This window comes from Cytobacillus sp. FSL W8-0315 (genome assembly GCF_038002905.1).
GTDB classification, from domain to species: Bacteria; Bacillota; Bacilli; order Bacillales; family Cytobacillaceae; genus Cytobacillus; species Cytobacillus pseudoceanisediminis.
The window spans coordinates 430,498-454,805 of record NZ_JBBOOC010000001.1 but is presented as its reverse complement, the minus strand read 5'-3'; the positions used below and the strand labels follow the sequence as shown (position 1 = coordinate 454,805).

Annotated in this window: 20 protein-coding genes, 2 tRNA genes, 4 rRNA genes and 1 riboswitch; of the genes, 20 read left to right on the top strand and 6 right to left on the bottom strand. The window is 43.5% G+C overall.

What is annotated here, in order from left to right; genetic code table 11:
* Positions 1 to 2 precede the first annotated feature (2 nt).
* The 11 genes from rrf (MKY20_RS02450) to tsaD all read left to right on the top strand — a co-directional run bounded on the left by rrf (MKY20_RS02450) (position 3) and on the right by tsaD (position 8,553).
* Positions 3 to 119, top strand: a 5S ribosomal RNA gene (gene rrf, locus MKY20_RS02450).
* Between the two features lie 264 nt (positions 120 to 383).
* A 16S ribosomal RNA gene (locus MKY20_RS02445) occupies positions 384 to 1,933 on the top strand.
* A 181-nt stretch (positions 1,934 to 2,114) separates the two neighbouring features.
* Positions 2,115 to 2,246: a hypothetical protein gene (locus MKY20_RS02440; RefSeq protein ID WP_258760818.1), complete on the top strand. Its 132-nt coding sequence runs from the start codon at positions 2,115 to 2,117 to the stop codon at positions 2,244 to 2,246.
* Positions 2,241 to 5,176: ribosomal RNA gene (locus MKY20_RS02435) — 23S ribosomal RNA — on the top strand. Before MKY20_RS02440 ends, MKY20_RS02435 begins: the two co-directional genes overlap by 6 nt.
* A gap of 203 nt (positions 5,177 to 5,379) precedes the next feature.
* A 5S ribosomal RNA gene (gene rrf / locus MKY20_RS02430) occupies positions 5,380 to 5,496 on the top strand.
* Together the 16S, 23S and 5S rRNA genes with 2 tRNA genes alongside form the textbook arrangement of a ribosomal RNA operon.
* 42 nt (positions 5,497 to 5,538) lie before the next feature.
* A tRNA-Met gene (locus MKY20_RS02425) sits at positions 5,539 to 5,612 on the top strand.
* Between the two features lie 3 nt (positions 5,613 to 5,615).
* A tRNA-Asp gene (locus MKY20_RS02420) sits at positions 5,616 to 5,692 on the top strand.
* Positions 5,693 to 5,900: 208 nt separating this feature from the next.
* Positions 5,901 to 6,356: a tRNA (adenosine(37)-N6)-threonylcarbamoyltransferase complex ATPase subunit type 1 TsaE gene (tsaE, locus tag MKY20_RS02415; protein WP_009336298.1), complete on the top strand. Its 456-nt coding sequence runs from the start codon at positions 5,901 to 5,903 to the stop codon at positions 6,354 to 6,356.
* The gene (gene tsaB, locus MKY20_RS02410; protein WP_009336297.1) at positions 6,353 to 7,057 is read left to right on the top strand and encodes a tRNA (adenosine(37)-N6)-threonylcarbamoyltransferase complex dimerization subunit type 1 TsaB; all 705 of its coding nucleotides are present in this window, start codon (positions 6,353 to 6,355) and stop codon (positions 7,055 to 7,057) included. The genes tsaE and tsaB overlap by 4 nt, the downstream gene beginning before the upstream one ends.
* Before the next feature lie 18 nt (positions 7,058 to 7,075).
* Positions 7,076 to 7,525 (top strand): ribosomal protein S18-alanine N-acetyltransferase, encoded by a 450-nt coding sequence (rimI, locus tag MKY20_RS02405; protein WP_009336296.1) that lies wholly within the window; start codon positions 7,076 to 7,078, stop codon positions 7,523 to 7,525.
* Positions 7,525 to 8,553 carry a tRNA (adenosine(37)-N6)-threonylcarbamoyltransferase complex transferase subunit TsaD gene (gene tsaD / locus MKY20_RS02400; protein WP_009336295.1) on the top strand — a complete coding sequence of 343 codons (1,029 nt, stop codon included), beginning with the start codon at positions 7,525 to 7,527 and terminating at the stop codon, positions 8,551 to 8,553. Before rimI ends, tsaD begins: the two co-directional genes overlap by 1 nt.
* Positions 8,554 to 8,781: 228 nt before the next feature.
* Here the strand turns inward: tsaD and MKY20_RS02395 are convergent, their stop codons facing one another.
* Positions 8,782 to 10,704, bottom strand: a complete 1,923-nt coding sequence (locus MKY20_RS02395) for an ABC-F family ATP-binding cassette domain-containing protein (protein ID WP_251175690.1) — start codon at positions 10,702 to 10,704, stop codon at positions 8,782 to 8,784.
* A gap of 190 nt (positions 10,705 to 10,894) precedes the next feature.
* On the opposite strand from MKY20_RS02395, the gene moaC reads away from it, so the two are divergent.
* Positions 10,895 to 11,377 carry a cyclic pyranopterin monophosphate synthase MoaC gene (gene moaC, locus MKY20_RS02390; RefSeq protein ID WP_019382367.1) on the top strand — a complete coding sequence of 161 codons (483 nt, stop codon included), beginning with the start codon at positions 10,895 to 10,897 and terminating at the stop codon, positions 11,375 to 11,377.
* Between the two features lie 27 nt (positions 11,378 to 11,404).
* A complete protein-coding gene (locus MKY20_RS02385) occupies positions 11,405 to 12,049 on the top strand; it encodes a redox-sensing transcriptional repressor Rex (protein WP_019382368.1) in 645 nt (214 codons plus the stop codon).
* A gap of 21 nt (positions 12,050 to 12,070) precedes the next feature.
* Here the strand turns inward: MKY20_RS02385 and MKY20_RS02380 are convergent, their stop codons facing one another.
* Positions 12,071 to 12,274 (bottom strand): YdiK family protein, encoded by a 204-nt coding sequence (locus MKY20_RS02380; protein ID WP_019382369.1) that lies wholly within the window; start codon positions 12,272 to 12,274, stop codon positions 12,071 to 12,073.
* Positions 12,275 to 12,320: 46 nt separating this feature from the next.
* Positions 12,321 to 13,046 carry a CPBP family intramembrane glutamic endopeptidase gene (locus tag MKY20_RS02375; RefSeq protein ID WP_009336290.1) on the bottom strand — a complete coding sequence of 242 codons (726 nt, stop codon included), beginning with the start codon at positions 13,044 to 13,046 and terminating at the stop codon, positions 12,321 to 12,323.
* Between the two features lie 317 nt (positions 13,047 to 13,363).
* Between MKY20_RS02375 and groES the strand changes: the two genes are divergently transcribed.
* Positions 13,364 to 13,648 carry a co-chaperone GroES gene (groES, locus tag MKY20_RS02370; RefSeq protein WP_009336289.1) on the top strand — a complete coding sequence of 95 codons (285 nt, stop codon included), beginning with the start codon at positions 13,364 to 13,366 and terminating at the stop codon, positions 13,646 to 13,648.
* Between the two features lie 61 nt (positions 13,649 to 13,709).
* The gene (gene groL / locus MKY20_RS02365; RefSeq protein WP_009336288.1) at positions 13,710 to 15,341 is read left to right on the top strand and encodes a chaperonin GroEL; all 1,632 of its coding nucleotides are present in this window, start codon (positions 13,710 to 13,712) and stop codon (positions 15,339 to 15,341) included.
* A 133-nt stretch (positions 15,342 to 15,474) separates the two neighbouring features.
* Here groL and MKY20_RS02360 read toward each other — a convergent pair whose 3' ends face one another.
* A complete protein-coding gene (locus MKY20_RS02360; RefSeq protein WP_009336221.1) occupies positions 15,475 to 16,659 on the bottom strand; it encodes a DUF4317 domain-containing protein in 1,185 nt (394 codons plus the stop codon).
* A 404-nt stretch (positions 16,660 to 17,063) separates the two neighbouring features.
* Positions 17,064 to 17,150, top strand: a riboswitch (cyclic di-GMP riboswitch).
* Positions 17,151 to 17,265: 115 nt separating this feature from the next.
* On the opposite strand from MKY20_RS02360, the gene MKY20_RS02355 reads away from it, so the two are divergent.
* The 4 genes from MKY20_RS02355 to MKY20_RS02340 all read left to right on the top strand — a co-directional run bounded on the left by MKY20_RS02355 (position 17,266) and on the right by MKY20_RS02340 (position 21,571).
* On the top strand, positions 17,266 to 17,634 hold the full coding sequence (locus tag MKY20_RS02355; RefSeq protein WP_009336220.1) for a hypothetical protein: 369 nt from the start codon (positions 17,266 to 17,268) through the stop codon (positions 17,632 to 17,634).
* Positions 17,635 to 17,689: 55 nt separating this feature from the next.
* Positions 17,690 to 18,400, top strand: a complete 711-nt coding sequence (locus tag MKY20_RS02350) for a hypothetical protein (RefSeq protein ID WP_009336217.1) — start codon at positions 17,690 to 17,692, stop codon at positions 18,398 to 18,400.
* 51 nt (positions 18,401 to 18,451) lie between these two features.
* Positions 18,452 to 19,651 carry a methyl-accepting chemotaxis protein gene (locus tag MKY20_RS02345; protein WP_009336215.1) on the top strand — a complete coding sequence of 400 codons (1,200 nt, stop codon included), beginning with the start codon at positions 18,452 to 18,454 and terminating at the stop codon, positions 19,649 to 19,651.
* Positions 19,652 to 19,921: 270 nt separating this feature from the next.
* Positions 19,922 to 21,571 carry a pyridoxal phosphate-dependent decarboxylase family protein gene (locus tag MKY20_RS02340; protein WP_251175689.1) on the top strand — a complete coding sequence of 550 codons (1,650 nt, stop codon included), beginning with the start codon at positions 19,922 to 19,924 and terminating at the stop codon, positions 21,569 to 21,571.
* 91 nt (positions 21,572 to 21,662) lie between these two features.
* Here the strand turns inward: MKY20_RS02340 and MKY20_RS02335 are convergent, their stop codons facing one another.
* Positions 21,663 to 21,959, bottom strand: coding sequence for a YwqI/YxiC family protein (locus MKY20_RS02335; RefSeq protein WP_217027770.1), 297 nt, complete (start codon positions 21,957 to 21,959; stop codon positions 21,663 to 21,665).
* Between the two features lie 16 nt (positions 21,960 to 21,975).
* Positions 21,976 to 22,332, bottom strand: a complete 357-nt coding sequence (locus tag MKY20_RS02330; RefSeq protein WP_251175688.1) for a YwqH-like family protein — start codon at positions 22,330 to 22,332, stop codon at positions 21,976 to 21,978.
* Positions 22,333 to 22,544: 212 nt separating this feature from the next.
* On the opposite strand from MKY20_RS02330, the gene MKY20_RS02325 reads away from it, so the two are divergent.
* On the top strand, positions 22,545 to 24,197 hold the full coding sequence (locus MKY20_RS02325; RefSeq protein ID WP_341000255.1) for a ribonuclease YeeF family protein: 1,653 nt from the start codon (positions 22,545 to 22,547) through the stop codon (positions 24,195 to 24,197).
* Positions 24,198 to 24,308 lie beyond the last annotated feature (111 nt).

Below are 24,308 nucleotides of genomic sequence, written 5' to 3'. Positions count from 1 at the left end.
AGTCCGGTGGCGATAGCGAGAAGGTCACACCCGTTCCCATACCGAACACGGAAGTTAAGCTTCTCAGCGCCGATGGTAGTTAGGGGCTGTCCCCTTGTGAGAGTAGGACGCTGCCGGGCGAAGACAGAGAGTCTATCTCTTTGTCTTTTTTAATCCTTACATACTGGAATAATTTTCATTACTATCCCAGTAGGATTTTAATATTAGATATATATAGCAAATAATTTCTTCAATAAAGCTTAAAAAAAGTGTTGACGAATTATTTGTAAGATGTTATTCTAATATAGTTGCTTGATTGATCTTTGAAAACTGAACGAACAAAAACGTCAACGTTAATTCTTTAGTCTTTTTTGAAAAGACAATTTATGAGCTTAATCAACTCTTATATGGAGAGTTTGATCCTGGCTCAGGACGAACGCTGGCGGCGTGCCTAATACATGCAAGTCGAGCGGACAGATGGGAGCTTGCTCCCTGAAGTCAGCGGCGGACGGGTGAGTAACACGTGGGCAACCTGCCTGTAAGACTGGGATAACTCCGGGAAACCGGGGCTAATACCGGATAATTCTTTCCCTCACATGAGGGAAAGCTGAAAGATGGTTTCGGCTATCACTTACAGATGGGCCCGCGGCGCATTAGCTAGTTGGTGAGGTAACGGCTCACCAAGGCAACGATGCGTAGCCGACCTGAGAGGGTGATCGGCCACACTGGGACTGAGACACGGCCCAGACTCCTACGGGAGGCAGCAGTAGGGAATCTTCCGCAATGGACGAAAGTCTGACGGAGCAACGCCGCGTGAGTGATGAAGGTTTTCGGATCGTAAAACTCTGTTGTTAGGGAAGAACAAGTACCGGAGTAACTGCCGGTACCTTGACGGTACCTAACCAGAAAGCCACGGCTAACTACGTGCCAGCAGCCGCGGTAATACGTAGGTGGCAAGCGTTGTCCGGAATTATTGGGCGTAAAGCGCGCGCAGGCGGTTCCTTAAGTCTGATGTGAAAGCCCCCGGCTCAACCGGGGAGGGTCATTGGAAACTGGGGAACTTGAGTGCAGAAGAGAAGAGTGGAATTCCACGTGTAGCGGTGAAATGCGTAGAGATGTGGAGGAACACCAGTGGCGAAGGCGACTCTTTGGTCTGTAACTGACGCTGAGGCGCGAAAGCGTGGGGAGCAAACAGGATTAGATACCCTGGTAGTCCACGCCGTAAACGATGAGTGCTAAGTGTTAGAGGGTTTCCGCCCTTTAGTGCTGCAGCAAACGCATTAAGCACTCCGCCTGGGGAGTACGGCCGCAAGGCTGAAACTCAAAGGAATTGACGGGGGCCCGCACAAGCGGTGGAGCATGTGGTTTAATTCGAAGCAACGCGAAGAACCTTACCAGGTCTTGACATCTCCTGACAACCCTAGAGATAGGGCGTTCCCCTTCGGGGGACAGGATGACAGGTGGTGCATGGTTGTCGTCAGCTCGTGTCGTGAGATGTTGGGTTAAGTCCCGCAACGAGCGCAACCCTTGATCTTAGTTGCCAGCATTCAGTTGGGCACTCTAAGGTGACTGCCGGTGACAAACCGGAGGAAGGTGGGGATGACGTCAAATCATCATGCCCCTTATGACCTGGGCTACACACGTGCTACAATGGATGGTACAAAGGGCTGCGAGACCGCGAGGTTAAGCGAATCCCATAAAACCATTCTCAGTTCGGATTGCAGGCTGCAACTCGCCTGCATGAAGCCGGAATCGCTAGTAATCGCGGATCAGCATGCCGCGGTGAATACGTTCCCGGGCCTTGTACACACCGCCCGTCACACCACGAGAGTTTGTAACACCCGAAGTCGGTGGGGTAACCTTTTGGAGCCAGCCGCCTAAGGTGGGACAGATGATTGGGGTGAAGTCGTAACAAGGTAGCCGTATCGGAAGGTGCGGCTGGATCACCTCCTTTCTAAGGATATTTACATGAAACGTGACGTGTTTTGTTCGTTCAGTTTTGAGAGTTCAATCTCTCAATGAAAGATTCGTTCTTTGAAAACTAGATAATGTTAATGAAGAAGCAATAACCGAGTAATCGCCATCTTAGTTTTTTTCTCTTATTTTTGTTTTAAAACGAAGTAAGAGCACAAACCATGAGGGCAATGAGAAGCAAGAAGATCAAGGAAGCGACCGAACGAGCACCGGAGCGTACGAGAGTACGTGAGGAGCACAGTGACGGAGCTGACGCAGAGATTCGCCGCTTATCATTGGCCGAAGTAGGTTAAGTTAGAAAGGGCGCACGGTGAATGCCTTGGCACTAGGAGCCGATGAAGGACGGTACTAACACCGATATGCTTCGGGGAGCTGTAAGTAAGCTTTGATCCGGAGATTTCCGAATGGGGAAACCCCCTATCCGTAATGGGATAGGATCTTTACCTGAATACATAGGGTATAGAAGGCAGACCCGGGGAACTGAAACATCTAAGTACCCGGAGGAAGAGAAAGCAAACGCGATTCCCTGAGTAGCGGCGAGCGAAACGGGATTAGCCCAAACCAAGAGGCTTGCCTCTTGGGGTTGTAGGACACTCTACACGGAGTTACAAAGGAACGAGGTAAATGAACAGGTCTGGAAAGGCCGGCCAGAGAAGGTAAAAGCCCTGTAGTTGAAACTTCGTTCCCTCCAGAGTGGATCCTGAGTACGGCGGGACACGAGAAATCCCGTCGGAAGCAGGGAGGACCATCTCCCAAGGCTAAATACTCCCTAGTGACCGATAGTGAACCAGTACCGTGAGGGAAAGGTGAAAAGCACCCCGGAAGGGGAGTGAAAGAGATCCTGAAACCGTGTGCCTACAAGTAGTTAGAGCCCGTTAATGGGTGATAGCGTGCCTTTTGTAGAATGAACCGGCGAGTTACGATTACATGCGAGGTTAAGTTGATGAGACGGAGCCGCAGCGAAAGCGAGTCTGAATAGGGCGAATGAGTATGTGGTCGTAGACCCGAAACCAGGTGATCTACCCATGTCCAGGGTGAAGTCCAGGTAACACTGGATGGAGGCCCGAACCCACGCACGTTGAAAAGTGCGGGGATGAGGTGTGGGTAGCGGAGAAATTCCAATCGAACTTGGAGATAGCTGGTTCTCTCCGAAATAGCTTTAGGGCTAGCCTCATGTAGTAAGAGTCTTGGAGGTAGAGCACTGTTTGGACTAGGGGCCCCCATCGGGTTACCGAATTCAGACAAACTCCGAATGCCAAAGACTTATCCATGGGAGTCAGACTGCGAGTGATAAGATCCGTAGTCAAGAGGGAAACAGCCCAGACCACCAGCTAAGGTCCCAAAGTATACGTTAAGTGGAAAAGGATGTGGAGTTGCTTAGACAACCAGGATGTTGGCTTAGAAGCAGCCACCATTTAAAGAGTGCGTAATAGCTCACTGGTCGAGTGACTCCGCGCCGAAAATGTACCGGGGCTAAACGTGTCACCGAAGCTGTGGATTGACATCTTCCGATGTCAGTGGTAGGAGAGCGTTCTAAGGGCGTTGAAGCCAGACCGCAAGGACTGGTGGAGCGCTTAGAAGTGAGAATGCCGGTATGAGTAGCGAAAGATGGGTGAGAATCCCATCCACCGAATGCCTAAGGTTTCCTGAGGAAGGCTCGTCCGCTCAGGGTTAGTCGGGACCTAAGCCGAGGCTGAAAAGCGTAGGCGATGGACAACAGGTTGATATTCCTGTACCACCTCTTTACCGTTTGAGCAATGGGGGGACGCAGGAGGATAGGGTAAGCACGCTGCTGGATTAGCGTGTCCAAGCAGTTAGGCCGGTAACGAGGCAAATCCCGTTACCACATAGGCTGAGCTGTGACGGCGAGGGAAATTTAGTACCGAAGTTCCTGATTCCACACTGCCAAGAAAAGCCTCTAGCGAGGGAAAAGGTGCCCGTACCGCAAACCGACACAGGTAGGCGAGGAGAGAATCCTAAGGTGAGCGAGAGAACTCTCGTTAAGGAACTCGGCAAAATGACCCCGTAACTTCGGGAGAAGGGGTGCTCATTAGGGTGAATAGCCCTGATGAGCCGCAGTGAATAGGCCCAGGCGACTGTTTAGCAAAAACACAGGTCTCTGCGAAGCCGCAAGGCGAAGTATAGGGGCTGACGCCTGCCCGGTGCTGGAAGGTTAAGAGGAGAGGTTAGCGCAAGCGAAGCTTTGAATCGAAGCCCCAGTAAACGGCGGCCGTAACTATAACGGTCCTAAGGTAGCGAAATTCCTTGTCGGGTAAGTTCCGACCCGCACGAAAGGCGTAACGATCTGGGCACTGTCTCAACGAGAGACTCGGTGAAATTATAGTACCTGTGAAGATGCAGGTTACCCGCGACAGGACGGAAAGACCCCGTGGAGCTTTACTGTAGCCTGATATTGAATTTTGGTACAGCTTGTACAGGATAGGTAGGAGCCTGAGAAGCCGGAGCGCCAGCTTCGGTGGAGGCGTCGGTGGGATACTACCCTGGCTGTATTGAAATTCTAACCCGCGCCCCTTATCGGGGCGGGAGACAGTGTCAGGTGGGCAGTTTGACTGGGGCGGTCGCCTCCTAAAAAGTAACGGAGGCGCCCAAAGGTTCCCTCAGAATGGTTGGAAATCATTCGCAGAGTGTAAAGGCACAAGGGAGCTTGACTGCGAGACCTACAAGTCGAGCAGGGACGAAAGTCGGGCTTAGTGATCCGGTGGTTCCGCATGGAAGGGCCATCGCTCAACGGATAAAAGCTACCCCGGGGATAACAGGCTTATCTCCCCCAAGAGTCCACATCGACGGGGAGGTTTGGCACCTCGATGTCGGCTCATCGCATCCTGGGGCTGTAGTCGGTCCCAAGGGTTGGGCTGTTCGCCCATTAAAGCGGTACGCGAGCTGGGTTCAGAACGTCGTGAGACAGTTCGGTCCCTATCCGTCGTGGGCGCAGGAAATTTGAGAGGAGCTGTCCTTAGTACGAGAGGACCGGGATGGACGCACCGCTGGTGTACCAGTTGTCTTGCCAAAGGCATCGCTGGGTAGCTATGTGCGGAAGGGATAAGTGCTGAAAGCATCTAAGCATGAAGCCCCCCTCGAGATGAGATTTCCCATAGCGTCAAGCTAGTAAGATCCCTGAAAGATGATCAGGTTGATAGGTCAGAGGTGGAAGCGTGGCGACATGTGGAGCTGACTGATACTAATCGATCGAGGACTTAACCAAAACGAAAAGCGGAGGCGACTGTTCAACTTCGAGAGACGTTGGAGAGCCGGCCATTCAAATCCTGGTTTTGGGATTTGGAGGGACGGATCGAAACGGCCGAGAAGTTAGGAGCCGAAGCTAGACAAGTCATTGGTGAATACTCGGCAAATGCTTCTTCATGCATTATCTAGTTTTGAGGGAACGAAGTTTCTTCAATTACATAGTCCGGTGGCGATAGCGAGAAGGTCACACCCGTTCCCATACCGAACACGGAAGTTAAGCTTCTCAGCGCCGATGGTAGTTAGGGGCTGTCCCCTTGTGAGAGTAGGACGCTGCCGGGCGGAAAAACAAATTGTGACGAAAAATCACACAAATAATATTATCGCGGGGTGGAGCAGTTCGGTAGCTCGTCGGGCTCATAACCCGAAGGTCGCAGGTTCAAATCCTGCCCCCGCAATCTGGTCCGGTAGTTCAGTTGGTTAGAATGCCTGCCTGTCACGCAGGAGGTCGCGGGTTCGAGTCCCGTCCGGACCGCCATTTTCTAATATTAAAAACGTCAAACGAAACCTGGTTTCGTCTTTTTTTTATTCTTTTTTATCCTCAGCTTATATTCCATTAATAATGAAAATAGCTTACTTTGCCCATTGCTGCAAAATAAGGTAAACTACATATAGATTATTCTCCTTAGGATTTATCCTAAGGTTTTTTTTCTTTATAGATTAAACCATAAAAGGTGATGAAACATATGAGTCAGTTTGAGTTTATCTCAAAGAAGCCAGAGGATACGATGGCGTTTTCGGAAAGGCTGGGCAGTCTGCTCCAGCCGGGGGATGTCCTTGCTCTGGAAGGAGATTTGGGCGCAGGAAAAACGACATTCACCAAGGGGCTGGCAAAAGGACTTAATATTACCCGTAATGTAAATAGCCCCACTTTTACGATTATTAAAGAATACCAAGGAAGATTGCCCCTGTATCATATGGATGTATATAGAGTTGAAGATTCTTTTGAGGATTTGGGGTTTGATGAATACTTTGAAGGCAATGGGGTCACAGTTGTAGAATGGGCTCATCTAGTTAAAGAACAGCTTCCCGAAGAGTTATTGACGATTTATTTATATCTTGATGATAATGACTCAAGAAAGCTTGTCCTGGAACCCCGGGGAAAAAGATATGAGGAATTGTGTAAGGAGATTATGTTATGAAGGTTTTAGCCATAGATACATCCAATTACCCTTTGGGAGTAGCTCTTCTGGATGGTGATCAGGTTATAGGCGAGTACATTACCAATGTCAAAAAGAATCACTCTGTTCGTGTTATGCCGGCTATTGATATCTTAATGAAAGATTGTGGTGTTACGCCAGCTGAGTTAGATAAAATTGTTGTTGCGAAAGGACCTGGCTCCTATACAGGCGTCCGAATTGGGGTTACAATTGCAAAAACTCTGGCCTGGACTTTAAATAAGCCGCTGGTTGGGGTATCCAGCCTGGAAATTTATGCGGCTTCGGCAGGCAGATACTTTAATGGCGTCATATCTCCTTTGTTTGATGCACGGAGAGGACAAATATATACTGGCCTGTATCAATATAAGGAAGGGCAGTTAGCATCTCTTATGAAAGACCAGCTCCTTCTTGCAAAAGATTGGGCAGCAATGCTTTCTGAGCAGCAAGAGAAGGTCCTTTTTATAGGGAATGATCTGCCTTTACATAAAGAGGTATTTACAGAATCCCTTAGAGACCTGGCGGTGTACGCTTCGCCTGCAGAACATAATCCAAGGCCGGCAGAACTTGCCTTGTTAGGCAGAGACAGAGAGCCTGAGGAAGTTCACTCTTTTGTTCCTAATTATATTAGGATTGCGGAAGCTGAAGCCAATTGGATAAAAGCAAACCAAGAAAAAAAGCTATAGTGATGAGGAAGCGAACGTATGAATAAATCCTTAACTTTCCGTTTTATGAATGAAGAGGATATTGATGATGTTTTGGAAATAGAACATAAGTCCTTTGCAACACCCTGGAGCAGGGAAGCCTTTTTTAACGAATTAACACAAAATCAGTTTGCATTGTATGTTGTTTTAGAAGAAGAAAATAAAGTTATAGGCTACTGTGGAGCATGGATCGTAGTGGACGAAGCTCATATCACAAATGTTGCGCTGCTCCCTGAATATCGCGGGAGAAAGCTTGGAGAAGCTCTTATGCGAAAGTTAATGGAGATTGCGTCTGAAATGGGGGCCATCACGATGACTCTGGAAGTAAGGGTATCTAACTTCACAGCTCAGGCCTTGTACCGAAAGCTTGGTTTTCAAAATGGAGCCATAAGGAAGAACTACTACACTGATAATCAAGAAGATGCTTTAGTAATGTGGGTGAATTTATAATGAATAAAGATCAATGGATCATGGGGATTGAAACAAGCTGTGATGAGACGGCTGTTGCCATCATTAAGAATGGCCGTGAAATCTCAGCCAATATAGTTGCATCCCAAATAGAAAGCCATAAACGTTTTGGGGGAGTAGTTCCGGAAATCGCTTCCCGCCATCATGTTGAACAGATAACTATAGTGTTGGAAGAAGCATTATATAAGGCAGGCATTACATATTCAGATCTTTCAGCAATTGCTGTGACTGAAGGACCTGGCCTTGTAGGCGCGCTGCTGATCGGGGTTAATGCCGCTAAAGCAGTTGCTTTTGCTCATGGTATCCCTCTTGTAGGCGTGCATCATATTGCTGGACATATTTATGCCAATCGATTGGTTGAAGAAATGGAATTTCCATTACTGTCCCTGGTAGTCTCAGGCGGTCATACAGAGCTTGTCTATATGAAGGAGCATGGCCATTTCCAAGTGATTGGAGAGACAAGGGATGATGCTGCAGGAGAGGCATATGATAAAGTTGCCCGGACATTAAATCTGCCATATCCAGGCGGTCCTCACATTGACAGACTCGCTCATGAAGGGAACCCGACCATTCAGCTTCCGAGAGCATGGCTGGAAGAAGGTTCATACGATTTTAGCTTCAGCGGCTTAAAGTCTGCCGTTATCAACACTGTTCACAATGCTGAGCAGCGTGGTGAGACCATTGTGCCGGAAGATCTTGCTGCAAGCTTCCAGGAAAGTGTCATTGATGTCTTAGTAACGAAAACAGAAAGAGCTGTTGAAGAATATCAGGTGAAGCAGCTGCTGCTCGCAGGCGGAGTTGCGGCGAATAAAGGACTTCGAGCTTCTTTGGAAAAGAGGTTTGGGGACAAAGCGGAGATAAAGCTTATTATTCCGCCATTAACATTATGCACAGATAATGCAGCGATGATTGGTGCAGCAGGAAGTGTGCTGTTTGAAAAAGGACAATTCGCCGGACTTGATTTAAATGCCAATCCCGGTTTGGACATCACTATCCACAATGATAAATAAATTAGGAAAAAGTCCCCGACCGCATAGGGGGCTTTTTCTGTGGATAAAATCATTTATTTCAGAATATTATGTTGGTAATGTGGATAAAAACAGTTTAAATTGTGGATAATGTGGAAAAGTCTGTGGAGAGTATATATAACTGCGTTTTTCTTGTGATTATCTCTGTGGATAATAGAAAAGACTGGCAGTGACTATTCTACCAGTCTAAAAGTTATGAATTTTCTTTTATTAATCATCAGCTAAAAGTGTCCATTCTTCCATCAATTCTTCCAGCTTAGCTTTTGCTTGATCAGTTTCATTTGTGATACCCATCACTTTTTCATGGTCTTGATAAACATTCGGATCACAGAGAAGCTGGTCATTCATATCGATTACTTTCTCCAATCCTTCTATTTGCTCTTCAATTTCTTCCATTCTTCTTTTTCGTTGGCGTTCGAGCTTTTTGGCTTCTTTATCCTGCTGATAATTATTTTTGTCCTGCTTAACAGGCTGTGATGCCGTGGATTCATCTTGCTCATTAAGTGCAAGCAGTTCCTCTTGTTCCTGCTTTTTTTCCACATAATAATCATAATCGCCGAGATACTCTGTTGCCCCAATACTGGAAAGTTCAACTACCTTTGTTGTGATTCTGTTGATAAAATATCGGTCATGAGATACAAAGAGAATCGTTCCAGGATAATCGATCAATGCATTTTCAAGAATTTCTTTGCTATCCAGATCCAAATGGTTTGTAGGCTCGTCGAGGATTAAGAAATTGGCTTTCTGCATCATAAGCTTCGCAAGCGCAAGACGTGCCTTTTCACCGCCGCTCAGTGTTGAAACAGTTTTAAGAACATCATCACCAGAGAAAAGAAAGTTCCCAAGTATTGTCCGGATTTCCTTTTCCGGTTTTAGCGGGTATTCATCCCATAATTCGTTCAGGACTCTTTTATTGCTGGTGAGTTCCGCCTGTTCCTGGTCATAGTAGCCAATTGTCACATTGGAACCGTACTGTATCTCCCCGGAAAAAGAAGAGATCTTTTTGATGATGGTTTTGAGCAAGGTGGATTTGCCAATTCCATTGGGCCCCACCAGTGCAATGCTGTCACCTCTTGCCAGTCGCAGTGAAATATTCTCGCTCACTATCTCTTCATAGCCAATAGCAAGAGAATGAATATTTAAAACCTCATTGCCTGATTGCCGTTCAATGTCAAAGCCAAAAGAAGCTGATTTCTCGTCTCCCAGCGGCCTGTCCATCACGTCCATTCTGGCAAGCTGCTTTCTGCGGCTTTGTGCCCTTTTGGTTGTGGAAGCACGGGCAAGATTTCGCTGGATAAAATCCTGCAGCTTAGCGATCTCTTCCTGCTGTTTCTCGAATTGCTTCATTTCTCTTTCAAAGTTAGCCGCTTTTTGATCGAGATAGGAACTGTAGTTTCCTGGGTACTTTCTTATTTGGCGGCGGGAAATCTCGTAAACCTGGGAAACGACCTTATCAAGGAAATATCGGTCATGGGATACGATTAGAATGGCACCGTTGTATCCCTGCAGGTACTGTTCGAGCCATGATAATGTTTCAATATCCAGGTGGTTGGTAGGCTCGTCCAGTATTAAGATATCAGGCTTTGTCAGCAAAAGTTTACCAAGGGCCAATCTGGTACGCTGTCCGCCGCTCAATGATGAAATTTTAGTGTCATAGCCCATTGAGCTGAAGTTGAGTCCGTGGAGAATGGAACGGATATCTGCCTCATATTGATAGCCGCCATTTTCTTTGAAATCAACCTGAAGCTTGTCGTATTCTTTTAAGATGCGTTCATAGGCATCAGAGTTATTTAGGATATCAGGGTCTGCCATTTGTTCTTCAAGGCTGCGAAGCTGTTTTTCCTGCTTCTGCAGATGACTAAAAACAGTCAGCATTTCATCCCAAATGGATAACTCTGATTCCAGGCCGGTATTTTGTGCAAGATAGCCAATTGTTACTTCCTTTGGCTTTATAATCTCACCGGAGTCATATGTCATTTGTCCGGCAATAATTTTCAAAAGGGTGGACTTTCCTGCACCATTGCGCCCTACTAGCGCAATCCTGTCCCTGGTTTGTACTTCAAGCTTTATATTGGTTAAAATGGGATCAGCGCCAAAATTTTTCGCCAGCTGATTGACTTGTAATAGTATCATGTTCTTTCACCTCGGGTATAGAGTAAGTGTAACTCATTCATATATGTTCGGCAATAAAGGAGACAGGACTATAATCCCTTCTGCAGGGCATTCAATCAAGACAAAAGGCAAATAAATATGTGAGGAACAATACAAAGCACATACAAAGTAACAGAAAAATAGTGTATGATTTTGAAGAGAGGTGTTTTGAATGGCGGATTTTACTCATTTTAATCAAGAGGGCAGGGCAAAAATGGTGGATGTCAGCGATAAACCTGAAACGGCAAGAACAGCCATTGCTCAATCAAGTATTACTCTTAATCAGGAGATATACGAAAAGATAACATCCAACTCTATGAAAAAAGGGGATGTACTCGCTGTTGCACAAACTGCAGGCATTATGGCGAGCAAGAAAACATGGGACATTATTCCGATGTGCCATCCGCTGCCGCTTAAGGGCGTGGACATTTCATTTTCATGGAAGGCGGAAGAGGAAGAGTATGTCCTGATCATTACTGCTTCTGTAAAAACGAAGGGAAATACGGGTGTGGAAATGGAAGCGTTAACAGCCGCTTCTGTCTGTGCGCTGACCGTTTATGACATGTGCAAGGCTGTAGATAAAGGAATGGTGATTGGGCCAACCTTTTTAATAGAGAAAACAGGCGGAAAAAACGGAGATTTTAAAAGAAATTAATTCATCATAAGAAATGGGGATGGACGAATGGCCAATGAACCAATTAAGATACCGCAGGCAACAGCTAAACGGCTGCCTTTATACTACCGCTTTCTAAAAAACCTTCACTCATCAGGCAAACAAAGAGTCTCTTCAGCAGAATTGAGTGAGGCGGTAAAGGTAGATTCTGCAACAATCCGCCGCGATTTTTCGTACTTTGGTGCGTTAGGAAAAAAAGGATATGGATATAATGTGAATTACCTGCTGGGCTTCTTTCGGAAGACTCTTGACCAGGATGAGCTGACTAAAGTAGCTTTGATCGGGGTAGGGAATTTAGGAACAGCCTTTCTTAACTATAATTTTCTTAAAAATAATAATACCAAAATAGAAGTAGCCTTTGATGTTGATGAGAGTAAGGTTGGCACGAAAATCGGTGATGTACCGGTCCATCATATGGATGACCTTGAAGAAGTTATTATAAATAATAATATTCAGGTGGCGATTTTAACGGTGCCGGCACCGCCTGCCCAGGCTATTACCGATCGGATGGTGAATGCGAAAATAAAAGGAATCCTTAATTTTACACCTGCGAGGCTCACTGTGCCAGCCTCGATTCGGATTCACCATATCGATCTGGCAGTAGAATTGCAGTCACTGGTTTATTTTCTGAAAAACTATCCGGAAGAAATGTAAAAAAATGAGCCTTTTGGGGGCTCATTTTTTCATTTTATTTTTCATTTTAAAATGCAGGCCAACCATCCGCAGTCCGGTGCCAAAATCGAATGTGGCAATTATAATCAGAAAATAAGTAAAGAATCCCCAGGTTTCTTCATGCTGGATATTCTGTATGGCTATAAAAGTGAAAAGGCATCCGAGAAGGATGTAAATAAAGCCTGAAAACAAAGGTGTGCTTCTCATCAAAATCCCCCAGTAAGTTTAAAACTCTGCAAAGCATTTCCCTATGCTAGAAAAAGCTGATAAAGCTCTGCATTTTTTCCATTTCTTCTAACCATTTTTGCATATTATCCTGATTCAGCTGGATAACCGCAACAAAGGTGTTCATCGCCACATGGGCAAAAATCGGCACAATAATCCGCTTCGTTTTGACATATAAGAAAGCAAAGGTGAACCCCATTGCCGAGTACAGCAGTACATGTTCAGGCTCGAAATGGGCAAGTGCAAAAATGACTGAGCTGATCAGGGCCGATAAGAAGAAGTTGAAGCGCTTATGGAGAGAACCGAAAATAACTTTTCTAAAGACAATCTCCTCAAGTATTGGCCCAATGACCGAACTAATTAAGATAACGATTGGCGATGCTTCAATAATCCGGATAATCTGCTGCGTATTCTCAGATCCCATTTCAATCCCAATCATATTTTCAATGCTGGCAGCAGTAGCTTGAGCGATCAGGGCCAAAAATATACCCCCAACTGCCCAGCCCGCTGAGCTTGCTGCGGAAGATGCATCCCTATCCAGGCCTTTTTTCATCTCTTTTCTTAATAATAGAAGCGTAATGATCAGTGTAACCGTAAAACTGATGACAAGCCAGTAGGCTACAGCCAGGATCTGCATGTTTTCGGGGTTCTGTCCAAGGGCATCTGCAATAAATAACACAAGCGGAACGCCAAACAAACTGGACAGCTGCATGGCAATATAAGCTATTAATATAAACCAATATTCCTTCTTCAAAATGTTATACTCCTTATTCTGAGTGTTGGAAAACAAGTCCTAAAGCCATTGTACTCTTAATAAGGAGCGGGTTTCAAATATCAGCATCAAAGCAGGAAAATACTATGGGTAAAGTGAAGAGTTCCGAAGCATACTTAAGAGGTTGTCTGTGTCGAAAAATAGCGTGTATGGGCGAATGAAATTTTTTCTAAAAAATTTAAGCTTCACCCTTGCAAATAGAAATGAGATTCATTAATATAATAATTGTGTTAGCACTCATACAGAGAGAGTGCTAATAAATAAAAATATTTACATATTATTTGAGGAGGTTGTTTCACTTGTTAAAGCCACTAGGTGATCGAATTATTATCGAGCTTGTTGAAACTGAAGAAAAAACTGCAAGCGGCATCGTACTGCCGGACACTGCTAAAGAAAAGCCTCAAGAAGGTAAAGTTGTAGCTGTAGGAACTGGCCGCGTTCTTGAAAATGGTGAGCGTGTTGCCCTTGAAGTTGCTGACGGCGATCGTATCATCTTCTCAAAATATGCTGGTACTGAAGTGAAGTACGAAGGCAAAGAGTATTTAATTTTACGCGAAAATGACATTCTTGCTGTAATTGGCTAATCGCCGATCAGACGAAGATTATTAAAGAATAAAGCTAAAATTTTTGAGGAGGTTTTTATCAATGGCTAAAGAGATTAAATTTAGTGAAGAAGCTCGCCGCGCGATGCTTCGCGGTGTGGATTCCCTTGCAAATGCGGTAAAAGTAACTCTTGGACCTAAAGGACGCAACGTGGTTCTTGAGAAGAAATTCGGTTCTCCACTTATCACCAATGATGGTGTGACAATTGCGAAAGAAATCGAGCTTGAAGATGCATTCGAAAACATGGGTGCGAAGCTTGTTGCTGAAGTAGCAAGTAAAACAAATGATGTTGCCGGTGACGGTACAACAACTGCAACTGTTCTTGCTCAGGCAATGATCCGTGAAGGCCTTAAGAACGTAACTGCAGGCGCTAACCCAATGGGCATCCGCAAAGGAATCGAAAAAGCAGTTGTTACAGCTGTAGAAGAATTAAAAGCTATTTCTAAGCCAATCGAAAATAAGGAATCTATTGCTCAGGTTGCTGCAATCTCTGCTGCTGACAATGAAGTTGGCCAGCTGATCGCTGAAGCAATGGAGCGCGTTGGCAACGATGGTGTTATCACAATCGAAGAATCTAAAGGATTCACAACTGAGCTTGATGTGGTTGAAGGTATGCAATTCGACCGCGGATATGCTTCTCCATACATGGTTACAGATTCTGATAAGATGGAAGCGGTTCTTGAAAACCCTTATATCTTAATCACTGATAAGAAGATCACAAGCATCCAGGAAATCCTTCCTGTACTTGAGCAAGTTGTACAGCAAGGCAAGCCTTTATTGCTTGTAGCTGAAGATGTTGAAGGTGAAGCACTTGCTACACTAGTTGTGAATAAGCTTCGCGGAACTTTCAACGCGGTAGCAGTAAAAGCTCCTGGCTTCGGTGACCGCCGCAAAGCTATGCTTGAAGATATCGCGATCCTGACTGGCGGTGAAGTAATCACTGAAGAGTTAGGCCGTGACCTTAAGTCTGCTACAATCGACTCTTTAGGACGCGCTACTAAAGTAGTTGTTACAAAAGAAAACACTACAATCGTTGAGGGTGCTGGAGACAGCGCGCAAATCGGCGGACGTGTGAACCAGATCCGCACTCAAATGGAAGAAACAACTTCTGAATTTGACCGCGAAAAATTACAAGAGCGCCTTGCTAAACTTGCTGGTGGTGTTGCAGTTGTTAAAGTTGGTGCTGCTACTGAAACTGAATTAAAAGAGCGCAAGCTTCGCATCGAAGACGCCCTTAACTCTACACGTGCTGCTGTAGAAGAAGGCATCGTTTCCGGTGGTGGTGTTGCCCTTCTAAACGTATACAATAAAGTGGCTGCTATCCAGGCTGAAGGCGATGAAGCAACTGGTGTTAACATCGTATTGCGTGCGATGGAAGAGCCTGTACGCACAATTGCTCACAATGCCGGTCTAGAAGGTTCTATCATTGTTGACCGCTTAAAGCGCGAAGCAGTTGGAACTGGCTTCAACGCTGCTACTGGCGAGTGGGTAAACATGATCGAAGCTGGTATCGTTGACCCAACTAAAGTAACTCGTTCAGCTCTTCAAAACGCTGGATCTGTTGCAGCTATGTTCTTAACTACTGAAGCAGTAGTTGCTGACAAGCCGGAAGAAAACGCTGCTCCTGCAATGCCTGATATGGGCGGCATGGGCGGAATGGGCGGCATGATGTAATTTAAAGCGTTGAACCCAACGTTTTAAAGCATCATCCACCAGGACATAGGTACAGGTTTTCTTGTCCTGCTGTTCCCAAAACTGTTTATAACAAACAAAAAAGGAATTCCTATTCGGGAATTCCTTTTTTTATTTATTCTTTGTCCGAACCCCCGCCAAAAGTTTCGGGAATCATCGTGAAGCCTTCAATCACAGTATCTTCTTCCACTTCGATCATCAGATAGCGCTTGCCGTCAAAATGGACTTGTTTTACATATCGAAGATCTTGCGGGCAGATGGATATGTTGGCTGCCTTCGTGCTGATTTTTATTGATTTTGAATTAAATTTGGGCAGGACGCTGGTTGCCTTTATTTCATATTTGTCATCATCGATGATTTTTTGATAAGCGGATTGGACCTTTTCTGAATTAATATCTTCGAGACCACTCACTTTTAAAACGCGTTCTACGTCTTTGGAATCCAGCTTCGGCGGTTCATCCTCTTCGTTTTCCACGATCATACGGTTAATCTCTTCATATACGTTGGAAAGGGTTGCTGTGCTTAGCTGATCTCCTGTTACGTCTTTAATAATTTCCTCAAAAACGATTTTATCATCCTGCGCCGTCATCGTTTCTTCCCCGTTTAAAACGTCCACTATGAACTGGTAGTCGGGCTCATGTACCTTGCCTGCTGAATACAAGACGTGATTGACATCAGCTGCATGATCGGTAAAGCAAGGAAATAGAAACCCTGAAATGGGAGCCTTGAGGTTGATAATCGGATCAACGGTAAAATGATATTTAAATTCCTTTTCTACATAGTCAAAAAGCAATTCTTTCTTCGGTTCTTGAGTGTTATTTATGCTGCAGAGAATAAAGGGATGAGAATAAACGGCATCCCGTTCACTTTCCTCGGCTTCTGCGTTGCGGCGTTTCATTGGCTTAAGATACTCCCCGCGAATGAATGTAACGACAATATCCTTTTCATATTGCCGGATTCCCAGCATTTTGCCGACTATCTGAAGCATTTGATCCATCCAGCCTTCAGCATCACTGCTTAGCAATCCCTGATGCAGGATGAGTTGACTGCTGTTTTCGGCATCCCTCTGAAACTTTAATTCAAAGAGCTTTTCATCCAATTGGCCGCCAAGCAGCTTTTTGAAGTTATCCATAAATAGCTCCTGCTGATCCTGGTCCAGCATTTCAAAGGGCTGGCTTTCATAATGATAAATCTCACTTGATTCCTTCATAATATAGACATTAAAAATATCTGAGATCTTTAGTAAGTCATTATTTAATTTAAATTGTTTCCGAATCTGTGCGATGTCTTTTTTGTTCACAGTTAAATCCACTCCTAAGCTGCCCAATATGCATATTTACTAGAATAACAAAATACATCAGCTCTATAAATTATTTCTTTTATTTTCGCTTTTTTGAAAAGGGATACGTTAATTAAATTTGGCTGGAGATTTGAGAAGCATGAAGTTGATTTTTACCGGCCGAATTTGCGCTGGCGAGGTGAATGTAGAATGCTGATATTTTGTTAACATAAAGGTATTTAATTGAGGCCTCTCATAAGTTGACTAAACTTATGGGAAGCCTTTTTTATTTCTTTAACATGGGGACATACTCTTCCAGATAAAATTGGATGCAGAAATAAAAATTACAAGTATCGACAAAAAATGGCAAGTTCTTTATAATAGTATAGTAAAATATAATCGTGAAATTAGTCCTATATTCAATAAAATTGAAAAGGCAAACTTATCGAAAGGTAAGGACGCAAAGCTACGAGTCTAAAATCCTCCAGGGTAATGACAGTCGGGTTGCCAAGGATAATAAAGAACGTTTATTTGGCTATCCCTGTCTATTTGGGGATAGTCTTTTTTTTTGGACACCTTTTAAATAGCTGCAAAAATGATGGAGAATACAGGCAAAGGAGATCAGCGATGATAGTTGTAGATAAGAAAAAATACAAAATGGCCATTAATGAGGCCGCAAAGGAAGTTCATGTACAGGTTCATGGGTTAATGAGAGAGGAGGATGCGGAAGGTTATATGATAGATTTACAGGATACGATTAGTAAGGTATCAAGGCAAAGTTATACATTTGTTGTAGACGGGACCCATCAAACACCTGTCCCATCAAAGGTGGTTCCACAGCTTGAACAGACAATGCAATTTTATTCTTCATTGGGATTTAAGGATATTCTTGTAGTAAAACCGTCATCTAAAATTGCGCAGGTGCAAATCAGGAATGCACTTGAGAGAATTGAGTTCTCAGGTACGTTTGTTGATAAAGTGCCTCATGGCATCTAATGTTCGTGACAATGATTAGGGGATCATTATTTTACATTTGAAAGGGAGTAAAGAAGTGCAAACAACACTAGAGCTATATACATACGAAATTATAAAGAAGGATCAGCCAGAATTAATTGTGAAAGCAGCTGATTGTCTGGCTCGAACATTCATAGGAGTGGAGGTTGCAGGGAAATGGGTTCAGGAGCCAATGGTAGGACAATTGAATATAGGCTATGAGGATTTCTATCAATTTACCAAGGATTATTTAGACTCTACGATTGAACAGGGATATTGCGCAGTTGCAAAGGATGCTAATCATAAAGTTGTCGGTGTACTTGCGGGAGATACAAATGCACCTGAGATAATCGGAGAAGACATATTTGAAGGTTCTTTTTATGATATGAATGTAATTCTCCGTGTTTTGGAAGATGTAGATAAACGTTTTATGGAAGATTATAAAAAACAGAATGGACATGAAATCAAGGATGGAGAACTATTACACCTTTTCATGTTAGGCGTAATAGCTGAACATAATCGTCATGAAATTATTCAGCAGCTAGGAAATAGATTAATCGCAAAAGCATCATCCCAAGGATTAAAGGCTGTTTTAGGTGAAGCAACCAACCCTAAATCAATACGGGTCATGGAAAAATATCATAATATGAAAAAATATAAAGATACTGAAGGAAATTATATTGTCCATAAATATCAGGATAATAATAAGCTGAGTGGTATTCCTGCAAATGTAGCAGATGGAACATATATCCTAATAAAAGAGCTTTAAATTACATATAAAGTCTAATTTAATTAAATAGATGTTAGGGGATTTATTATAATGGAAGCGATTATGCTAGGCATCAATATTATTTTAATGGGAGTATCGGTGTTTTTTGCCTATCGATACTTTTCATTAAAACACCATCTCCATATTCATAAGGAAATAATAAATGGAATGGAAGAATTATCAGCAGGTAAAATTGCAGCGAAGGTTGATGAACGAAGCTCTAAACATGCTGTATTTAATGGGCTAATCGACTATTTCGGCCTTGTAAGGGAAAAGTTTTTTTCCTATTCAAAAGATGTTCATGAAAAAGGTGAAAATCTTACTGAAGTCGGTGAATATGCTTCTGAAAAAGCGGATATTGTTAGAGCGGCAATTGATGAGGTAGGCAGAGGGTTGACGAAACAATTGGCAGCAACAGAAGAAAGTGCTGCATCTATGGAGGAAATGACACAGGCTATCGAAGATCTATCCGTGAGATCCCTTCAGATTTCAGAACAATCGAATACTACCTTAGAACTGACGCAGGAAGGAAACGAGAAGCTAAAGGATTCCTTAGATAAAATGAATCAGTTTAATCAAACGGTAAATATAACATTTGATGCCATAAATAAACTCGGAGAAAAATCTCATGAAATCGGCACGATTGTAAAAGTGATTACAGGGATTTCAGAACAAATTAATTTATTGGCATTGAATGCGGCCATAGAAGCGGCCCGTGCGGGAGAGCATGGCAAAGGATTTGCAGTCGTTGCTGATGAGGTTCGAAAATTGGCCGAACAATCACGGCAGTCTTCCTCTGAAGTATCAAACATTGTAAAGAATATACAGGAGGAAACTGGGATAGTCGTGAACTCCATGCAGCAGGGAACAGAGGAATTGAAAGATACAAATACCACCCTTGTAGAAGTTGGGTCCATGTTCAAACAAATTCTGGCTACTACAAAAATTATTGCTGAAAATAATGAAAACTCTTCTGCGAGTACACAGGAATTATCTTCTGCTTCGCAGCAGATCATGGCAACAATTGTTGAGATTGCCTCAATCTCACGGGAATCTGTTGAAATGTTTGAGGAGCTAATCGAAATTAGTGATGATGAACTGACTGCAATGCAAAAACTTGTCCAGGTAGCAAAGAATCTTGTAGAGCTAACAGATGATGTAAACAAGTTAATATTTGTATGGAATCATGGTGCTGAAACAGAGGCAGCTCATGGTCAAATTGCTGATAAAAAGCTCAGTGCAGCAGTATAAAGATCGTTGCTTTGCTGGCTGATTAATATAAAGGTGCTTCTTTCAGGTAAATGCAGCCTGTGGGAAGCTTCCCTTTGATGCCCGAATTAGTCCTTATAAAAGAAAGGATCAATAAATATTACAGTATTCCTTCTGTTTAATAGGGAATATTTTTATGGCAGCAAGGTTGCCAAAAGGCTTAATTAGGCACTGATTTGTCCACCTGTGTGGACTTTTTTATTGGATCTTTAGATAAAACTGCTTCAAGAAAAAGCATCCAGGAGGTACAGGATGAAGGAAATACAAAAGTTATTTCCCAGTATGGATGGGAATGAACTCCAAAGAGAGGAATTATTGTCTTACTTTAAGACGATCTTAACGAAAATAGATGAGTTAAAGGATCCCAACAAACTAACACTGGGAATAATGCCCGAGTACTCAGAGGATTACTATAATCGTATCATTGAAAAGGCCGATGTTCCGAAAAAGGGTGTGCCGATAGAACAAGTGATTCAGGAGCTTCTTAAATTGGCAGAAGGACACCGCTACGTCAATCGAAATTATGTAGCCAACGCAGCGCCCCTTCCGAATATAGCCAGTATGATCGGGAACTTAGTAATGGTCCTGGTCAATGGGAACAATCTTTGGGATGTGGAAGGACCGGCTGCGGCTGCAGCAGAAATCGAAATAACCAGTATGCTATCCAAATTAATCGGATACGATGAGAGCATTAGTGCAGGGTATACAACCTGGGGAGGACAAGGCGCTGTTTTTAATTCTTTGCGACTTGCCATTGCACGGTACGCTCCGTCTTCAAATGAAAATGGTGTACCGCAAAATCTCTATTGCTTCTGTTCAGAGCTATCACACTATAGTCTGTATAAGTCTGTAGAAGCTGCAGGGATTGGCGTGAAAAACATGATTCGGATAAAAGCGAATGCTGATCATTCTATGAATCTCGACGATTTAAAAGAGAAAATGGCGCTTGTTATTGCCAAAGGCGGTGTTCCTCTTTATGTACTTGCCACAATGGGAACGACTGATACATTTGGGGTTGATGACATTGAGGGGATTAAGCGGATAGCAGAAGACTTGGAACGCACCCATGGCGTATTTCCGATCTATATCCATGCAGATTCGGCCATGGGCGGCATGTATACCTTCTTTAACCATTACGATTTTGAAAGCAACCCTCTGAGATTTGAAGACAATGTTAAGAAGGTTTTAAGATCCTATCAGCATAAGTTCAAACAGATAAAGCTTGCAGATAGTATGGTCTTTGATTTCCATAAGCTTGGACAAACCCCATATATCACAAGTTTATTTTTAATTAAAAACAGAGAATATCTTAAGTATGTAGACTTAGATGCAGCGGAAACGCCTTATGTTGGGAATCGTGGGTATGGCAGCTATCATACAGGCTTCACACTGGAATGCTCGCGGATGGGAAGTGCTTTGGCGATTTATGCATCGTTATTAGCATTTGGAATGGAAGGCTATCAAGAGCTTTTGGCCAATTATATCCGTGTCAATATTGCATTTAGAGAGATGTTAACAAGAGAAGTTTCGAATGTGGCAGTAACGAATGAAATTTCTCCTATTACAACATTCCGCTTTTACCCTGAAAAGACTGAATGGGATAATGAATTGAACGGACATTTACCTGTGGAAGAAATAATGGAAATTAATCAATTTAATGACGAGTTTGCAGAGGTAATTGGTGCTGAACGAAATACTGTCTTTTTTGGAAATACAAAAAAGCAGCGACTTGTGGAAGCGGCAGACTCAAACAAGCAGCTGCCGGTGTACGCACATAAATTTTTCTCGATCTCTCCCTACTCTACGATAGAAGAGGTCGACCGTTATGTCGGATTCTTAAAAGAACACTTGGAGATTTTCCTGAAAATGAGAAATCACAAGTATAGTATTATAGGTTCCTAATGAAGTAAATCCAGCAATAGGCTGGAAAATATTAATGGAGGCTTCCCATAAACTGATTGTGGGAAGCTTCTTCTTTGTTTAATAGTAATGGCTACGGAATTCTTCTGCCAGTTTCTCCATGTATTCCCCTGGATAGCAGCCGATCCGATTCATCTAAGAATTGCACGGATTGTCGCGTTGTTTCTTCGTTTTGCAGCAATACAGATTTATACGCCTCTGTCACCTGCTGAAGCTGCCTATTTAAAGCATTCAATTTATTGATGAAATCAAGGACATTATTCTCCCCAATAGTGGATGGAAGGGTTGGCTGGAGTCCGTTAGCGGAGGTTTGAAGGTTGGTGAGTGCCTGTTCTATATCACTTATCCTTAGCTTAATCTCGGTATCCATTCTCAGTACCTCCTTATTATTTCTTCGACCTCTCCGCTGCAAGCTGCGCTTCCAGGGAAGCAATCGTTTGTTTGATAGAATAGATTTCCTGCTGGATCTGCTGCAGCTTCCGGTCTATGGCTGAAAACACCTCAAGAAACTGATTTGATTCGATGTCAGTGTAACTCGCAAGCATTTGTTCAAACCGGATGTCCTCAAATTCACCTGCCAGCTTTCCCTGCCAGGTGAAAGGAGAAAGATCCGGCTTTGTGACGGTATGCCGATAGTGGTTAAACTCCTGCTGTTTTCCTTGAAGCTCTCCCTTACAGGCCAGCAGTCGCTGAAGCTTGTTTTGTTTCTTCGCCAATAAACTGTAGTAATATCCTAAAGACATGAAAAATCACCTCTATATACTGCAATTTTCATATTATACATCCATAAAATAGAATCCATTTTACTATATCACAGGGAAATAATGTAATAATGATACGATTTTCTCATTTTGATTATTGTGTCGATGGGTAATTATTACTGTATTATACAAAAGTGTAAAAATAATCCTATTCGTGATAAAATTACTCTTATTTTTGGTGTAAAGTATAAATTATGGAAAATGCTAGTGAGGGGCTCTTAGAAGTACCTCTATTGCAGTTGTCGAATGGCAGGAGGCGATTTATACTGAAGGTATTAGATGCACGGGAGTTGCATAGCGGATTGAAGGAGCTTCATTCCAGTCTGTACTCCTTAGAAGAGCAGATAAGAAACATTGCACGTGATGTAGAAGGTATCACTTCGCTTGAGGACTCCTTTCGGGGAGAGGGAGCAGCCGCTATTCAGGCTTTTTTTCGTGAATGTCATTCTCCTTTTCTCTTATTTTTTGAAGGTTTTCTTGCAGACTATCAAAATACTTTAAAAAGAATAGCTACTTCACTTCAGATGCTCGAGCCGGCAAGCAATGGATTCATCCGTCAGAGCTTTTTGGATGGAGAAGCGGCACAGGGCCTGGTAAAAACAGAATCTATCACCACAAGCCTAACAGAAGAGACAAATGCGGTGATGCAGAAAGTTTCTGATATTGTCAGTCTCCCTCACCTGCAGGATGGGGAGTTTTCGGCACATGTAAGGAGAGCGGAACTTCACCGGCGAAATACGGTTGATGACCTTATTACCTTTGACGGCCAGCAAACACTGGCACTTGATCCAATTGAGCAGGATCTTCACCTGATGCAGACCTACATCGATGAAATCTCCAGCCACTTTCAGAGTGGAAATCTTAGTATATCCGGCTATTCCGTTAAGCAGCTTCACTCCAGCCCAATCTATGGAGAGCTTTTAGAAGGCATCAGGCATAAAGCAGGAAATTCCATGCGCTCACCGGAATTCCTTAAAGAACTGGGCATAACTGCCCTGAGTCAGATGCTGCCGCCTGGTGCTTATTCCATTTGGGCTATCTGGCAGAGTAACTACGAAAACAAGACCATCCAATATCAGTTAAGAGCTTTGAAATCTTTGGCAAAGCTAAACGATAAAGAAATCAGCCCAGAGGAATTCACCTCTTTGAGCGGCAGAGAGATCCTGACTGTTGAAGTTATAGATGAACACGGCATAGGCAGTCAGAACCAGGGCGGCAAGTTCCATCTATATGATGATGGCCGGATCGTCAGAGAGTACTATGCTGAAAAAGGAAAAGCTTACGAGTTCGTTGATTCCATTCCAGAAGATCGCGTGGGAGGAGTACGGGAACTGGACTCCATAGCTGATGGAACCCCGCTTGAAATTCTCGAATACCTGTCGCTGGCGGCTGTTGTCCGAAAACAAGGAACCAAGGTTATACGGAAAAGCATCAATAAGGCAGACTTTGATGCGCTTGTCAGGATATTGAAAGAGGAAAAGGGCCATGTGGTTTTGCCGGGGAAGAAGGATGGAAAGAGAATTGATAATGCTGAAAATATAAAGGACAGAACCAAATTAACTGTCGATGATATACCTACTGCAAAGAGTGGGAACTTCAATAGATTCTTCAATTCCCTAACAAGTAGTGAACTAAATGAACTTTGGAAAGATAAAAAGATTAGAAAGAAAATTGAACGTCAGCTTAGAGAGCCTGGAGGTTTACACGAGTGGCACTTAGTTTCAAGAGCTCCGCAATTTAAGCATTGGAACATTAGTGCTGAAGAGATTAAAGATTTACGAACAGCTATATCTGATGTTAAGTTTGTCAATCCCAAACGGTGTTCATGGAGGGTTAGGTTCAACTAAAGCACATAATGAATTATTGGCAATAATAGATACATCTAACGATTATAATTCATTTGTTGACGACTTAATAATTGGGCTAATTATAGACTTGAGGGTGGGGTTTCGTCTTTA